Here is a 15959-nt window from a genome sequence, read left to right as displayed (position 1 = left end):
TTAAAGAGGCATTTAAGCTATCATTATGGATAGGCTTAAAATATTACCTTTTCTTTGAGTATCCACGGTATGACTTCTGATATTGTGTTTGTGATTGCCCTGATGATAATTGTCAGTTTGGCTTGGAGTGTACTTGCCGTACCTCGTCTGCGCAAACGTTTGCCAAAAATCTACCTGATAGCCCGCTCGTGGTGGTTGATGCTAGCCGCGCTCTGCACTTGCTATGTGATTGCAAAAATAACGAACGATACGCAAGGTTCTTATTCGCAAGTATATGCCTATCAATGGCTGCTCATTTTATTTTTTATATTAATTGGTCTACGCGGTAGCTACGAGATTAAACGTCTATGGTGTTTGCGCAGTAAAGCCGTGCTCATTCATAAACTCCAAGCGCAAGGCGTACAGCCAAGTACTTTTCTACTACCGAAGACCTCTCTCAACTCGACTCAACACTATACGCGGCTTAATTACTTAGACCTGCTACTGAGTATTGTATTCATCTCACTCATCATTAGCCTTGTAGCCTTACAGCAATTGACCTGGCAACGCGAACAATATGGCGTTTTACTCTTCGTATTATTTGCCAGTCAGTTCAACGATATTGTCCAATATCTATGTGGGAGACTGCTTGGACGTAAGCTGTTTAAACGAGGTCTAGCGCCGACTATTAGCCCGAATAAAAGCATTGAAGGTGCTGTCTTTGGTAGTTTAGTTGCGGCAATCTTGGCAGCGGTATTAGGTCTTTGGCTCACTCCTTTTGATTGGTGGGTCTGTCTATTAGCTGCCTATGGCTTGGCTGTAAGCGGTATATTTGGAGACTTATTAGAATCAGCCTTTAAGCGCCAGCACGGGGTAAAAGACACCGGAACGATGCTCGCTGGTCATGGTGGGGTATTAGATCGGATAGACAGTTTGCTAATTGGAGTGCCAGTATTTACCCTACTCTATTGGCTACTTGGTTAAACCTAGTCAAAGTATTGATAGACATATTATTTGGCTTTATCTAGTTTACTGCGCAATATCCAATTGAGCACAGGCTTAGGCAAATGATTTAAGGCACTTGTGATATAGCGCATCGAGCGTGGAAATATGGCTATTTCTACATCATCGTCAATCGCTTGCATAATATGATGAACCGCTGTCTTTGTGCTCATGATAAATGGCTTATGGCTAGCATCGCCATCGTTTAAATCACGTAATGCTTGGGTATCGATATAGCCTGAAGCAATACAGTTCACTTGGATATCACAAGGTACAAGTGCCGCTCGATAAGCACTAGCCGTAACAATCATTGCGCGCTTGCTTTTTGCATAGAGGCTGGCATAAGGGTAATCCATCGTACCTGCGATAGAGGCAATACAAATAAGGCTAGGTCTCTCACTTCCAGTCACATCTAATGCCTGACATGACTGTTTTAATTGCTGCTTTAACTGACTGCTTGCCCATCTAAAAACTTGCTCAAACGCCTGCAAATTGATCGCTAGCATTTGGTCGCTATCTGCTTGATTTAGGTGATGGATACGCTCATTGGTATAGCTACCCGCACTATAGATCAGCCTTTGAAATGGAATACTTGATAAATTGTCTAATAGCGTCTGCGTTTGACTTGAGTCAGTTAAATCACACACATAAGTCACGATAGCAGGATGCTGGCTGTTGATATCAGCTATCTTTTCTATGCTACTTCCAACAACGCTGACTTGCCAGCCAAGCGTCTGATGATGCAACGCCAATCCTAAGCCAAGGCCACTCGTACCACCAACGATAATGATATGCGGCGCATGGTTTCTAGTGATACCTTTTGCGATGTTTTTCATAATTTATGTTGCTGTATATAGTTGACCGTACGCTGATAGCCATATTGCCATTGCGCCTGCATTTGCTGCACAAAACCGTCATAGTCGCTGTGTATTAGCTCAACAGTCATTTGCTTTAGGTTAAACCGCTTTTGCACATTTTGACCTGCTAACTGCTGTTCATTATCGGCAAATGGTAACCAATGTAGCTGACGGTTTTTATTAATGGTTTCAGTGAGCGCCGACACACTGACTGGTTGATAACTGTGTACTGCTGCCAAGCGCTCATTGGGATCAAAACCAAAGACGCGCTGAATCGCGGGAGCAGCCAGCCATGGGTCATAACCTGCCTTAGTCTCTGCAAATACGCTATCACCCAACTGACAGGCCAACTCAATCGGTGTGAGATTAATCACACCTCCTAAACACCAGCCAAGCTCTGTGATATGTGTTGGCGGTAGATAGTACATGTCAGCCATAGACGCGCGAATCACTGGGGCAAAATCCCATTGTGTTTGTACTTTTACAGACGGGTGTATGCGTCCGTTTGCAAATATATGCGCTGGTGACGTTATTTGTTCGTCAGCCAGACCTGATGCAGAATTTGGTAAATTTGCTAAGCACGGCGGCGCGAATAACAACTCTTGCAGTACAGGTTTTTTATTACATAAGCCATCAGCAGGTGCTTGATACAATCGACTGGCAATGATAGCTATCTCTGGCGTTGTTTTACCAGCAGCGCTACCACTATCACTAGCAGCAAACTGCGACAGCTCATCTAGCCAGTACTGCTCGTTATCGATACGAAACATCGCTAACTGCTGCAACTCACTTAACAGTCGCTCGTAGCTGTCTGCTTGACGTTGTCTTTGTCCATTATCCTTTTGCTTTGATAACCGCCAACGCTTAAGTGCATGGGTCATATAACGCAGCTTTAGACGTTTATTGGCTTCATCTGGCGCGACATGTCTGATGGCTGTGATGACGCGATATAACTCACGACTACATATCAACGCTTGCAAATCCTTGGGGTCAGGCGCAAATTGTACTAAGTAAGCAGACAAACTACCACCGCAAGTACCAACGATAATGTCTGGCGTCAAATCATGCGCTGCTAGTGCTGCATAACTGCCCAAATAGTAACCAAAACGTGACCCTCCCCTGAAAACAGCTGAACACGCTCATAAGGTTTAACCTGCTCATTGTTCATCTGTTACTCATTATCAGCTGGTACAGTTTTAATCGCTAACGAAACAGTAAATATCCCAAAGCGATCGATACGCATCGTGATTTTCCTAAAGCCTGCACGCTCAACCAGTTGATCCATCTCTGCTTGCGAACGACAACGCATTACCCAACTACTACCACGGTGATTATTTAGTGTTTTACTGATAAACTCCTGTTCAGGGTGCCACGGTTGGTTGGTATAAATCAGATAACCGCCCGATTTTAAACTGTCATAAATACCTGCCAAAGCTGTCGCTGGTAGCGCATTATCAGAGAACAATTCAAACAACCCTGAAGCAATAGCAAGATCTAATTTTTTAGTATCGGCGCTAGTGTCATTCGTATGTGCATCGATATAACTGGCAGGATCAAAGGCATCCTTTTGACTGGTCATTACTCGATTACTCACGGCCAAACGCTCCGCCTTTGCTTGCAATGCCTGTATATTATGCATCTCATAATCACGTAATTCAGCATGTAATTCTGTAAACTCTGTCAGCAGATCAAACGCATAAAAACCATGTCCACTAGCGATATCTAACAGTTTTGGTTGGTATGGTTTATTGCTGCTTTGGTTTTTATCTTTGATATCTGCAAGTGCTACGCGTGCCAACTCCAATATGTGCTCACGGCGAATACGAATACCTTGCCAGCCGATATTATTTAAATAAAACTTATCGACCGCCTGTCCAAACTTATTCTGACCGCTAGGCTTATTGTAATAGACATGATCCAGTGAATGACCTGAATCAAATCCATGCTCAAGCCCTGTCGCAATCGCATCGCTAACATGACCAAATTTTTGCATCGCAAAACGGGTAATCGCAAAGTTTGGATTGAATGGTTTAATCGCTAAACGATCCACTTTATCCTTACTGGCACTGTTCAAGTGAGCCGTACTTAGATCAGGGACTTGTACTTGTGTGCTAAATATTTGCTCAGCAAACTCAATACAGTCGGCAAAGACATCGGCTTTATTGGTCTCATGAAAGATTGCATGGTAGCTGTCTGGATACAACTGCCAGCGTTTGATCGGTGTGTTAATCGCTTCATAAAATGTGCGCTCAGCCTGTTTATCGACCACATAATCCTTGCCCGCACATAAGACGAACGTCGGTACGGTGATAGCACCAGCATCATCGAGTAGACGCTGACCCGTTGCATGGGTATCAATGAGTAAATCAGTCGAGATACTATTCGATATCAATGGATCGGCATTATAAGCTTGCTGCGCGTCTTTATCATGGGTCAGTACTTGTGCTTTAACATAGCTGCTGACACGTGACATCAGACCTAGCGTACGTGCTACCTTCAGTGATGGTATGGCAAAGGGCAAATACAAGCGAATACTGAGCGCAGGCGTGCCAAGTATCATCCCGCGAATATTAGGCGCATAATCGTGTACCCATGCTGCTGCCAACACTGCGCCGATACTGCTAGCGACAATCAGTGTATCTTCGATAGCAATGCCTGTTTGCCCAATCACCAGTTGTACAAAACCCTCTAAATCTCGCTCAAGCTCGGTAACGCTATCAGCATGATCTTTGATACCCCCTGAGCGCCCATTGCCGCGCGCATCCCAAGCAAACACTTGATAGCCAGCTGTTGCAAACTGCTCTCCTAGCTCTACCAATCGTCCGGAATGCTCATGCCCTCGGTGTAATAAGATAACTTGGCGCAACGGTTGGTTGGCTTGCTTGATAGCTAATTTTTTCATGTCTTCTAAAGGCTTTGTTAGCCAATAGCGATAATAAATAGCTGTGCCGTCGTAAGCGTTATAACAGCTTTCACCATTGATGGTTTCAGATGCAGGTAAATCAAAACCAACACTGGCCTGTTCTTCGAATTTTTGACTATCAACGGTTGTGGTTGGCATTTCTTTGAACTCCAATGGGCGAGCGTTATCAGTAGAAGTATTTGGCAAAACAACAGTAAGAGATAGTGAGTTGTTTGTTGACTCACCCAGTACGGATCGCAGCTGAGGTGGGTTACGCCTCAAGTATAACTCTGTCATATAACGTAGTCGATTGAGACAGGTCTTTAGTAGCATTATCTCTGTTAGTATAAATAATTGACCTATTCTGACGGCAGGCGAAGACGTCTGCGTTTTAATAGCTACTGGCGCTTTGGCTCTAATACCCATAAACGCACCAAGCATACCTAATAAGAAGGCACGATCGCTTTTGCCCAAAGGCCCTTGGTTAGCACGAACACCTAACATGGCATTACTAGTAACACCTAACAGCTCGGTGCCAACACTAAGGGCAATCAGAGCAGTGATATGATGCTGAGAAGTTGATATATTCGTTGGCAAATTAACTATTAACGTTTGCTGTTCTTTATCATTGATATGATGGGTCAGAATATGAGGCGCCAGGCTCGCCAATAGCGCCGTATCGGCAACCATATCACCTACCTCGTTTAACACGGCTCCTAGCCTTGATGCCTGTCCATGCTCACGCGCCATCATGCCATCGATGGCATTGAGTGCCATACGTACAAACAATGATGATGGTAATAAAAGCCACAGCCGCTGCTGTTCAGCCGCTGGTTTGGCAATCACATAAGCAGTACCGATACTTAATAAAACAGCGGATACCGTCACTTGGTTAGCGGTAATATTTTGCTCAACCAGCGTATTACTTATCGGGCGTAGTTGATTTTGAAACTGAGTTTTGAGCTGATATAGCGACATGAGTCTAGCCAAATATTTTCAGTACTTTAATGTAGCAACAAAAGTTTGTAAGGTAAAGAATTACAAAGCGCTCAAAAACGTTCAAACATTTTGAAAAAGATATTTATTAACATCATTATAATCGTCCAGTTTTTCCAGTTTAGCCAACAATGAGCGATGATTTACAATGAATCTCAGTGGCTCATATCAATACTATTAACCTTATATGGTACAATCTTCAGCTTCTTAAAAACGCCTTATTAAAAATGCTGCGAGCCCTTTATCATGGAAAGCCTAGTCACCCTTGTTCTGGTATTAATGCCAATGTTTATTGGCTTTGCCATTCCGTCTAACCCTACTATGACAAAATTGGCCGACAAAGGTCTATCATACTTGGTATTTATTATCCTAGCGTTGATCGGTATTGAGCTGTCTCAGGTAGAAGGTCTAGGTAATCAGTTGGGTGAAATTGCCTTATATGTCACTGTATTATCGATACTGACGATTGGTTCAGGTTTATTTGGGCTGATGTTGTTCGATCATCTGCGCCCGTGGCATGCCAAAAACCAAGCGTAAAATCTAAAGAGCATCGGGTGAGCATTCGAGGTAGCTTGGCGCAAGTGGTTTGTGTGGTGATCGGGATGGTGATTGGCTATTTCTTGCCTGCTGATTATATGCCGCCTGAAAACTCTATGACTGTCATGCTGATGATTTTGATTTTACTGGTCGGTATAGGCTTAAAAGGATCGGGCATCACCTTAAAAGAAGTACTACTGAATAAACGCGGCGTAGAAATGAGTGTCATCTTTACGCTAGCGGTATTGGCGGGTGGGCTTATCTTTGCACTACTATTTACTGATGTGTCATGGACGAAAGGCTTAGCACTATCGTCAGGGTTTGGTTGGTACTCGCTATCAGCGATTGTCATGACCGATGCTTATGGCGCGGTTTGGGGTAGTGTCGCGTTGTTTAATGACTTGGTACGCGAGTTCTTTGCGTTAATCTTTATTCCGGTATTTATGCGCAAATACCCCTCCGCTGCGGTTGGGCTTGGCGGCGCGACCAGTTTAGACTTTACCTTGCCTATCATTCAGCAGTCAGGTGGTCTAAAAGTCGTGCCACTAGCGATTAGCTTTGGCTTTTTGATTAACATTGTCTCGCCAGTACTGATGGTGTTCTTTTCGGCGCTTGGCTAAGCTATATTTTGTAGATCAGCTTATTCGTATTTGATATTACGATTATTTTATTACTAACCATCTGTTTAACTAGCTTATCGATGGTTTTAGAGTCTTCATTGCGTAAATGGCTTTTAAGATAGTTTATTAAACTTGACTTTTTGGATGGTCGAGTACCTGCTGGTCTACTTTTTAGCTGTGCTATTGCACGTTGATATGTTGTAGCAGAGTCTTTACTATTCTTATTATCATCTTGTGAAACTTTACTCGAATTTCCTTTGACATTATTGAAAGGTGAGTAATAGATAGCTTTGTTATCCTGTTTTATTATTTCCTTCTTTTTGAGGTAATTTATAACTAAATCAATTTGATCTTGACTATTTGCTTGGCGATAACTTGCAAGTTTTTGCTTTATCACATTATTCAATCCATCAATTTCTTTTGCCTTACTTCGTAAAACTTGATCAGTGACTAAATCTAATACTCCTTGACTGTCTACTTTATAACTTAGTTTCTCTTCGTTTTGATCGTGCCTAATAAGACCTAATTTAATAAACTTATCAAAAACCTGTTCAAAAATATAGTCTTGCTCAGTACTATTAAATCTCTCTAGTGCTGTCACTGGAACGTACTTCTTTATCGAGTACAATAGGTTGGATTTATAGCTCGGTAAAAAACCTTACGATTGACAATGCTATCAAAAACCAACACGTAACACTCATGTATAACCGATTTGGGAACGCTTCCTTCAAGGCTTTGCGCTAAAGATTTCTTATTGTCCATGGCAACGCTAGTAACGTCATCACACAAAACATGATGACTATCTTCGATGACAAGTTGGCTTTTTTTATATCTGATGCACTTTCTATGTTTGACTCGTAAGCCACAGTTAGCTGATTAGCATTTTCTAACCGCATGATGTTCATACCATCATAAGCACTATTGAGATGCTCAACCAAGATATCATAACCACTATCTCTTGCTAAAATACAAACATCAGCACTAGGGTCAATTTCAGAGATTTTGCCAAGATAAAAAGACAAGTAAAAATCTAGCGCATTCTTCCCTGCATGTTGCATCTTAATAATGTGCACATTTTCATTATCAAACCTGAGCAAGTTTTCAACCAATTCAAGAGGTAAACTCTTCTGCTGATTGATACCCAAAAACAGCCATACATGGCATTTATCCACCTCTACATTATCGAAGCTTTTAGGCTGAATGTTTTCATAATCAATTAAAATATGCTTCATCAAAATATTCTTATCATTTAATAAAAGTTACGATTACTTATACCCCACTCGCCTGCTTAGCAAATAAGCGCATCAATGGCTTGATTTTACCAACGCGGTACATGCCTTCATTACGAATTTGCTGCACAGGACGCATTTGGGCAAGCGACCCTGCAAATAACCAGTTAAGCGCAGAAAAGCTATGCATCATTAGGCTATTATGCGGACGACGCGAACGCTCATAATGACGTAGCGTTTGATTGCTGCCCCAAAGCGTACCGCCACTACGTGTAAAGTCATGCGTTAGCTGCTCACATAATACTGTCACGTCGAGCATACCGAGGTTCAGTCCTTGACCTGCCAGCGGATGTACGCCATGAGCAGCGTCACCGATCAGCACCAAGTTATCAACCACGTAGCTTTTCGCTTGCTGTGCCGCTAATGGAAAACTAGCGATAGACTCAATCTGATTAATCGCACCCAGCTCGTAATTGCTAGCAGCTGCTAACTTATCAGCGATAAAACGATCTTCTTCCTCTATCAATGCCAATGCTTGATTGCGCGGCAATGTCCATACGATCGACTGCCAATGCTGCGGATTTGTCTTATCAGCATCGGTTATATCTGCTAATGGCAATAGTGCCAGTGTACCCGTCGGTAGCATGGCTTGACGTGCAGTTGCCTGATGCGGTTTCTCAGTCTGAATCGCACAGCAAATTGCGGTTTGATTATAATCTAACGTATCTACGCCAATCCCTGCTTGCTGACGGACAAATGAACCGCGCCCATCAGCGCCAACTAATAGACGTGTATCAATCGCCTCGCCATTGTCTAGAGTTACACGGTAGCCTTGCTGCGCCCCTAGCCAATCCATATCAATAACTTTATGACCAGCGATAAGGGTCAGATAGTCACTGACATCAGCTTCATGCAAGCGTTGCCATAATGCGTGCTCGATAACAGCAGGCTCAACCATACTACCTAATAATATAGGCTCATAATTTTTACTGCTATTATCCTCAGCGCCGCTATCTTCACTTTCGCCAAATAATAGCTCACCCATCCCATTGAGCTGCCATACCTGCATTTGCGAGTAGTCTGCTTTGCGTTTAGAGGCGGCAATATGTTGCCAAGCGCCAATATCTTTAAGCAAATTAATACTAGCCATACTGAGTGCATAGACACGTGCATCACGTTTGCTAAGTACATGTTGCCAAGCTGACTCATCGCGCTCAGGACGGGCATCAATCAACGTCACTAACATTTTTGCTTGTGCCAACTTTAGAGCAAGCGTTGCCCCAACGATACCGCTACCGATGATCAACGTATGGTTTTTTTCATAAGGTGTCTCTCAACATTGCTCAATATTAGAATGCTTATTATCAATCTTAATTACAGTTAGTTGATTCAGTTTAAAAGAGAGACAAGGCAACCGAGTGCAGATGTATAGGCAATACTTCAAGCGAGGTTAACGCTGTCACTCTTTTAAAGAAGATTAACTATAGCGCTATGATTTTAGACCCATCGCATAAGTGGCGACTAATGGCTTGATATTCGGCAATTTATCGAAGGCCAATAGCGCCATATTTCGTGCCAGCTTAATCGCTGGGTTAGGATGCGTGAAGCCATGTACCACCGCATCACAAAAACGAATCACTCGCTTCTGGTCAGTTTGACGTGCTTTTTCATAACGCTTTAATAGCTGTGCATCACCGATATCTGCGCCTTTGAGCACTTGTGCATTTAGCATTTGTGCCAGCACATGCGCATCTCGCATACAGAGATTAAACCCTTGACCAGCGACAGGGTGTAAGGTGTGAGCAGCATTGCCCATAATGACGCAGCGCCCTTCTACCTGCTTATCTGCTAGTACGCGGGTCAATGGATAGGCGCCGCGGCGACCTGCAGTTGTGAACTTGCCAGCGCGTTGACCGAAAGCTTGTTGTAGCGTCTGCAAGAAATGGGCGTCGTCTTCTAAGTATCTGGTTTCTTCACCTGTTGGGCATACCCACACCACAGAGCGTCTGTAGCCTTGTTGATACTCATCATTGCTATCACCCTTTGGATCGGTCAGTGGGAGTACGGCAAGTGGGCCAGCTGGACTGAAACGCTCAATCGCTGCATGCTCGTGTGGCGTATCTGTCTCTACTACGCCGACGATGGCCGTTTGCTGATAGTCATACGTAGTTGTACTAATATCTAGCAGTTGGCGTACTGTAGAATCGCGCCCATCACAAGCGACTAATACGCTAGCTTGTAGCTGCTGCTCGTTTTCGGCTTCATCGTTATAATTAAAGCTAAGTGTCACACTATCGGCTTGCTGCTGGACAGTCGTCACATTGGCATTATCTATCAAGGTAATTAATGGCGCTTGCTGTGCGGCTAATAAAAGCTTACGACCCAGCCAAGCGTTTTCGATGACTTGCCCAAATGACTCAACGCGCTCTTCTGCTTTATTTAGCTGCGCGCGCCCAAAGCTGCCTTGCTCACTAATCTGTACAGTGTCGATACGGCAGGCATGGCTCTGTAACTCATCCCACAGTCCAATCTCTTGATATATTTGTACCGTGCGCCGCGATAAAGCCGTATTGCGACTGTCTAAATAATGGCTGCGAGTACTATCATCCGTTGGACTGATGGTTGGATAGCTGTTTTTTCTAACAAGGTGCTCGCAATACCGTGATGGGCCAATAGCAATGCAAAGGACAAACCAACATGACCACCACCCGCGATAAGCACTTGCTGGTCAGTTATCGCTTCTTTCTTTTTAGAGATGCTGTCGAACTTTTTAGGTATGTTGTCAGTATTGGATAAATGTGAATCAGTATCTTGCATTGTTATTTTCCTAGTATAATTTTTTGGACAAGCCATTTATTAATGATAGATAGCCGCTCGTCACTGACTTTATTTTATAATTTTTATCATGTTACTGCTCTGGTTAGATGAGTTGCAGCAACCTATGGTAACGCCCATAGATTACCACAAATTGTCTATTCTGCCGTGGTCTTAACCGTAGACAAATCGTTTCTCCACTATTATCGTAAATGAGATTTATATTTATAAAACTCAAATATCTTAATCTTATTAAAGCACTATCATACGATGGGTAGCGATGAATTATATAGAACTGATAGCAACATCGAATCGATCTATAGAAAATCGCTGTAGCAGTTGCAATCAGCATACAAAAACAGCGTTATCTATCTGATGTATGGCTTGAAATTTAAAAATTCTCTACCATAATGAAGGCAAGACTTTCATTACTTTCATTTACGACCTTTCACAAAAACAACAATAATATCGCCGTCATTTTTATTATCTACAATATTTGCATCACCTAAAAACTGTAATACCACTAACTATTTTATCTCTGCAACCCGTCACGCAATTAAAACCAAATCATAGCGGCGGGTACACAATAAAAGGATAATCGCTTGACTGATTCCATGAGCCGCCGTATAAAGTTTGAATCATTGACCCCAGCACAGCTAAAAACCGTGCTTGGTGAATATAACAATCACATGAAATATATCCAAGAACGCCTCGATATTAAAATCATGCAGCGCCAAGGCGATTTTTGCCTGAGTGGCGATGTGACCAATGTCGAACGCGGTGAACGTATTATCTACAAAATGGTAGATGAAGCACAGAACACCAAAGACATCAGTGCAGAAGAGCTGCATCTTATCATCCAATCTAGCCTCTCTCGTGATGAAGACATCGAAGAAGACGAACAAGATCACGATGACATGGAATATGATGAAGATTTGGATGAGGCTAGCGAGTTTACGCCCATCAGTTTACGTACACGTAAAGGCCGCATCGTTCCGCGTGGTGGCAACCAACAGCGCTACGTAAAAAACGTCCTGAGCTCTGATGTATCGTTTGGTATTGGGCCAGCTGGTACGGGTAAAACGTATCTAGCAGTGGCATGTGCCGTCGATATGCTTGAGCGTAATGAGATTGAGCGTATTTTGCTAGTACGTCCAGCAGTAGAAGCTGGCGAAAAGTTGGGCTTCTTGCCAGGTGATTTGACCCAAAAAATCGATCCGTACTTACGCCCGCTATATGACGCACTCTATGAGATGATAGGCTTTGAGAAAGTCGGTAAAATGATTGAGCGTCAGATTATCGAAGTGGCACCGCTGGCCTATATGCGTGGTCGTACTTTGAATAACTCGTTTGTCATTCTAGATGAAGCGCAAAATACCACGCCTGAACAGATGAAAATGTTTTTGACCCGCTTGGGCTTTGGCTCACGAGCCGTCATCACTGGGGATATTACTCAGGTCGATTTGCCACGGGGTCATAAGTCAGGCTTGGCACAAGCAATGGATATTCTAAAAGATATCGAAGAGATTCATATCACAAAGTTTGATTCAAAAGACGTTGTACGACATCAATTGGTACAACAAATCGTTGAAGCCTATGACGTATTTGATGAAGAGCAAATGGCTTTAGAAGAAAAACGTAAGTTTGAACGTATTAAAGAACAAGAGCGTAGACAAGCTGTCGCTAATGCAGCAGCCAATCTGTAATAATCAAGCTAATCACTGAATTACAGTCATTTGCTATAAGCATTTATCTTGCATAAGAAAACCGGATTACTAAAAGTAGTCCGGTTTTTTCTTACCGACAGTTTATTGAATTTAGCTCTTTCACTACTAGTCGCCTACCAGTAACTTAGCTATAGTAGCCTCTATACATTCTATACATTGGCCTCTATTTATTGGCCAAAAATTTAGCAATGAAAGACAATAATTAAGCTACTTTTATATTAAAAGAGCTGGCAAATAAATCACCTAGACGATGCAGCATTAGAAACACATTTATAATAAAAAGGACAGCAATATGAGCCAACCTGACAATACTAATTTTGACGACAAGATCGCTAGCAACCATGCCAGCTTAGCAGCCCTTGATATCAGTACGACCGACAGTATTGATGATGAAATATTAGATACTTTTTATAATCGCGAGCATTTATTATCAGTCATGATGGCGACTTTGGATTATATAGACGGTCGTATTAATAATGGTCTGACCCTACCCTATTTTGCAGATATCGATCCTGAGCTGTGGCAGGAAAAGTCTAAAACATTGGATATATATATCACTGATGACGTCGAAGGCCGTGCTTTAAATCTAGAAGCACGTGGTAAAGACTATGCGACCAATATTTTGTCTTATCCAAGCGAATTACCTGCTGCCGTCATTGAGCTGATGCCAACATTGCCTCTTGGAGAGCTGGTTATCTGTCATGAAGTGATGGTACGTGAAGCGGCTGAACAGGACAAAACCGTGGCGCAGCACATCAGCCATTTGCTAGTGCATGGCGTGCTACATCTACTGGGTTTTGATCATGAGCTCGGACAAGCTGAGCAAGATGAGATGGAGTACTTTGAAATTGAGATTTTGGCAGGCCTAAACCTACCAAATCCTTATATCTAAACTAGCACTGCTTTATTAAACAGTCTTCTAACTCTTAGACAGCTACTCATTAATCTTTAGTTAATGGCAACTTTTGTGCTTGACCCATCTGATTGATCATATGATCCAAGCCTTTAACATGGACACTGCGCTGCGGGAATGGAATCTCAATCTTCTCATCATCTAGAGCTTGCTTGAATTGCTCTAGTAACTCGCATTGCATCGACCACCAGTCGGCATTGGTTGTCCAAACGTTTAGGGTAAGATCGACTGAGTTGTCACCTAGATTGGTTACTCGTACGATAGGCTCAGGATCAGTGAAAGCCAATGGGTTATTTCTTGCCAGACTTAACATCACGTCTTTAGCCGTTTTGATATCAGCATCGTAGCCAATACCGACTGTAATATCGACGCGGCGATTGGGTAGCGCTGTATAATTGACCACAGGTGAAGTCGTGATATCGCTATTAGGAATGATGATATCGTGATTGTTAATGGTCGTCAGATGGGTATTAACCAAGGTAATCTCTGTCACTGTACCTGTGTAGCTACTAATCTGTACGTAATCGCCGCGTACAAACGGGCGAAACGTCACAATCATAATACCAGCGGCAAAATTTGATAACTGGTCTTTTAGTGACAAACCAACGGCAACAGCGGCACCACCTAAGATTGCGACGACCGACGTAGTCTGTACACCGACTTTGCTAAGTGCAGCTAAAATCACCACGACCAGTAGCACGCCATACAATAGGCGACTTAAAAAACTAGCAACTGTCTCGTCCAGATGGCTACGCGTCATCAAGCGATCGGAAAAAGCGACTGCCTTTTTGGCAAGCCAACGTCCAACGATAAATATAAGTATTGCTAAAGCGACTTTAATGACCAGCTCTAGGGCATTGCTCGTTAAGGTAGCGACATCGACGGTAAAACCTAAAAATTCCATACTGACTCTTTATTTTATAGCTGTGTGTTATGAACTTGGGTATCTGTAATAATAAAAAATGGTGCGTTAAGCTTTATTCTTAACAGTTGTGTTTTCAGTGACATTTTTTCCAGTAACTTTAATTTCAGTAGCTTTTTTCTTAGTGCTTGTCTTCTTAGCACCTGTCTTCTTATTGCACTAACCTTAGTACGTTACTTCGACTGTATCACTATAGCGGTAAGTACGTATCAAGCGCAGCTCGACGATATCGCTCATGTCTTCGGTGAATTTACCAAAGGGTGCAGCTTGTCGTACCGACTGCTTGGCCGCTTCATCCAATATCGTAGAGTTCGAGCTTTCAAGCAGTCGAATGGCTTTGATATTGCCGTCGTTACTGATGATAACCATAAGACGTACTTCGCCCGTAATACCTTGGGCGCGCGCTTGCACGGGATAGTGCAAGTTGCCCACTCGCTCGACATGCTCACGGAATGTATTGATATAGTCTGCTGCCGCACCCCGTGTGGTCGAATTACTATCCATCGTCACGACTTTGGATTTGGTCGCGTAGACCTGCTGACGCTGAGATAGCTGAGCTTCTAAGGTTGCAATCTGCTTACGTAGCCGCTCTTCTTGCGCCATCGCATCATCTTGCGCTTGCTCGCTATCATTATCCGACTCTACGCTCGCCCGACGCCAGCTTAACGTGGTGCGCAGATAGCTCTCTTGATAGCGCTGCTGTCGAACTTGGCGCTGTAGATTGATGACGTCTTGTGTCTCGCTCATTTGCTCAGCAGACATTGCACTTAACTGATTGTTCTCTTGTCTGAGCTGCTCTTCTATTGTACCGCCGCCCTCTTGTGAAGCGTTGGCAATAAAGTGTGCATCTTCATTGGGTTTCATATTGTCGGTCAGCGCCTTTGCCACATCTTGCATCATAGCAGCTGGGTCTTTTCCCATAGAGAAGCTAATTCCGAAAATAATCAGCACATGAACAGCCACCGCAATGCCAATAGCAACAGGCAAACTTATATCGCGCTTGGGCGCTTGCGCGGAAAAATGATAGCTCTGTGAGTCTTTTATATAGGCCACAATGAATCTCAGCTTGTGAGCACATCAGTACAAAGCACTATTTAACAAGTGTTGTAACGATAGGCATGATTTATACTGGCGCTATCATAACATGACATAGAATTATGTCGCCAGTATAAGCGCTGAGACGGCATTTTGACATCTGCCATACAGTATTGGTAACCTTATCCGCTAATTGAAAAACATGCATTTGGGAATATATAAGGCAGACGAAATACTGTCTATACCAAATGAATTGCTATAAAACGCATGTGTTCATTTTGAAGCCACTGTATTTGTTATATACTGCTTTAGCACAATAGAATTAGTAGCACGATACTTTGCAACAATCAAAACTGTGCATCGTCTTGATTAGGCACGGCAGATGATCAAGCAGCACAGTATATGTAGATTTACTATGCACTAGTA

Annotated in this window: 11 protein-coding genes and 2 pseudogenes; 4 read left to right on the top strand and 9 right to left on the bottom strand. The window is 43.0% G+C overall.

Features of this window, described 5'->3' with window-relative positions:
* Positions 1 to 69: 69 nt before the first annotated feature.
* Complete coding sequence (locus ACOBWA_RS04000; RefSeq protein WP_420230266.1) at positions 70 to 963, top strand: phosphatidate cytidylyltransferase; 894 nt, start codon at positions 70 to 72, stop codon at positions 961 to 963.
* A 26-nt stretch (positions 964 to 989) separates the two neighbouring features.
* Here the strand turns inward: ACOBWA_RS04000 and ACOBWA_RS03995 are convergent, their stop codons facing one another.
* The 3 genes from ACOBWA_RS03995 to ACOBWA_RS03985 all read right to left on the bottom strand — a co-directional run bounded on the left by ACOBWA_RS03995 (position 990) and on the right by ACOBWA_RS03985 (position 5718).
* Positions 990 to 1817: an SDR family NAD(P)-dependent oxidoreductase gene (locus tag ACOBWA_RS03995; RefSeq protein WP_420230265.1), complete on the bottom strand. Its 828-nt coding sequence runs from the start codon at positions 1815 to 1817 to the stop codon at positions 990 to 992.
* Positions 1814 to 2932, bottom strand: coding sequence for a patatin-like phospholipase family protein (locus tag ACOBWA_RS03990; protein ID WP_420230264.1), 1119 nt, complete (start codon positions 2930 to 2932; stop codon positions 1814 to 1816). Before ACOBWA_RS03990 ends, ACOBWA_RS03995 begins: the two co-directional genes overlap by 4 nt.
* A 77-nt stretch (positions 2933 to 3009) precedes the next feature.
* Positions 3010 to 5718, bottom strand: coding sequence for an alpha/beta fold hydrolase (locus tag ACOBWA_RS03985; protein ID WP_420230263.1), 2709 nt, complete (start codon positions 5716 to 5718; stop codon positions 3010 to 3012).
* 264 nt (positions 5719 to 5982) lie between these two features.
* On the opposite strand from ACOBWA_RS03985, the pseudogene ACOBWA_RS03980 reads away from it, so the two are divergent.
* Positions 5983 to 6893, top strand: a pseudogene (locus ACOBWA_RS03980) (lysine exporter LysO family protein).
* Position 6894: 1 nt separating this feature from the next.
* Here the strand turns inward: ACOBWA_RS03980 and ACOBWA_RS03975 are convergent.
* The 4 genes and pseudogenes from ACOBWA_RS03975 to ACOBWA_RS03960 form a co-directional block, all read right to left on the bottom strand.
* Positions 6895 to 7494, bottom strand: a complete 600-nt coding sequence (locus ACOBWA_RS03975) for a hypothetical protein (RefSeq protein WP_420230262.1) — start codon at positions 7492 to 7494, stop codon at positions 6895 to 6897.
* A gap of 139 nt (positions 7495 to 7633) precedes the next feature.
* Complete coding sequence (locus ACOBWA_RS03970; RefSeq protein WP_420230261.1) at positions 7634 to 8125, bottom strand: PIN domain-containing protein; 492 nt, start codon at positions 8123 to 8125, stop codon at positions 7634 to 7636.
* Positions 8126 to 8162: 37 nt separating this feature from the next.
* Positions 8163 to 9428, bottom strand: a complete 1266-nt coding sequence (locus ACOBWA_RS03965) for an FAD-dependent monooxygenase (RefSeq protein ID WP_420230260.1) — start codon at positions 9426 to 9428, stop codon at positions 8163 to 8165.
* A 183-nt stretch (positions 9429 to 9611) separates the two neighbouring features.
* Positions 9612 to 10939: pseudogene (locus ACOBWA_RS03960) on the bottom strand (UbiH/UbiF/VisC/COQ6 family ubiquinone biosynthesis hydroxylase).
* A gap of 599 nt (positions 10940 to 11538) precedes the next feature.
* On the opposite strand from ACOBWA_RS03960, the gene ACOBWA_RS03955 reads away from it, so the two are divergent.
* A complete protein-coding gene (locus ACOBWA_RS03955) occupies positions 11539 to 12642 on the top strand; it encodes a PhoH family protein (protein WP_179798643.1) in 1104 nt (367 codons plus the stop codon).
* A 313-nt stretch (positions 12643 to 12955) separates the two neighbouring features.
* Complete coding sequence (gene ybeY / locus ACOBWA_RS03950; RefSeq protein WP_420230259.1) at positions 12956 to 13555, top strand: rRNA maturation RNase YbeY; 600 nt, start codon at positions 12956 to 12958, stop codon at positions 13553 to 13555.
* Positions 13556 to 13604: 49 nt separating this feature from the next.
* Here the strand turns inward: ybeY and ACOBWA_RS03945 are convergent, their stop codons facing one another.
* Both ACOBWA_RS03945 and ACOBWA_RS03940 read right to left on the bottom strand, forming a co-directional pair.
* Complete coding sequence (locus ACOBWA_RS03945; protein WP_101206253.1) at positions 13605 to 14480, bottom strand: mechanosensitive ion channel family protein; 876 nt, start codon at positions 14478 to 14480, stop codon at positions 13605 to 13607.
* A gap of 183 nt (positions 14481 to 14663) precedes the next feature.
* On the bottom strand, positions 14664 to 15551 hold the full coding sequence (locus ACOBWA_RS03940) for an energy transducer TonB (protein ID WP_420230258.1): 888 nt from the start codon (positions 15549 to 15551) through the stop codon (positions 14664 to 14666).
* Positions 15552 to 15959: the final 408 nt, after the last annotated feature.

Origin of the sequence: Psychrobacter sp. ER1 (assembly GCF_048631835.1) — a bacterium.
Taxonomy (GTDB): Bacteria; Pseudomonadota; Gammaproteobacteria; order Pseudomonadales; family Moraxellaceae; genus Psychrobacter.
Note: the sequence above shows the minus strand (reverse complement) of the source record. Positions and strands in the feature narration are given on the sequence as shown.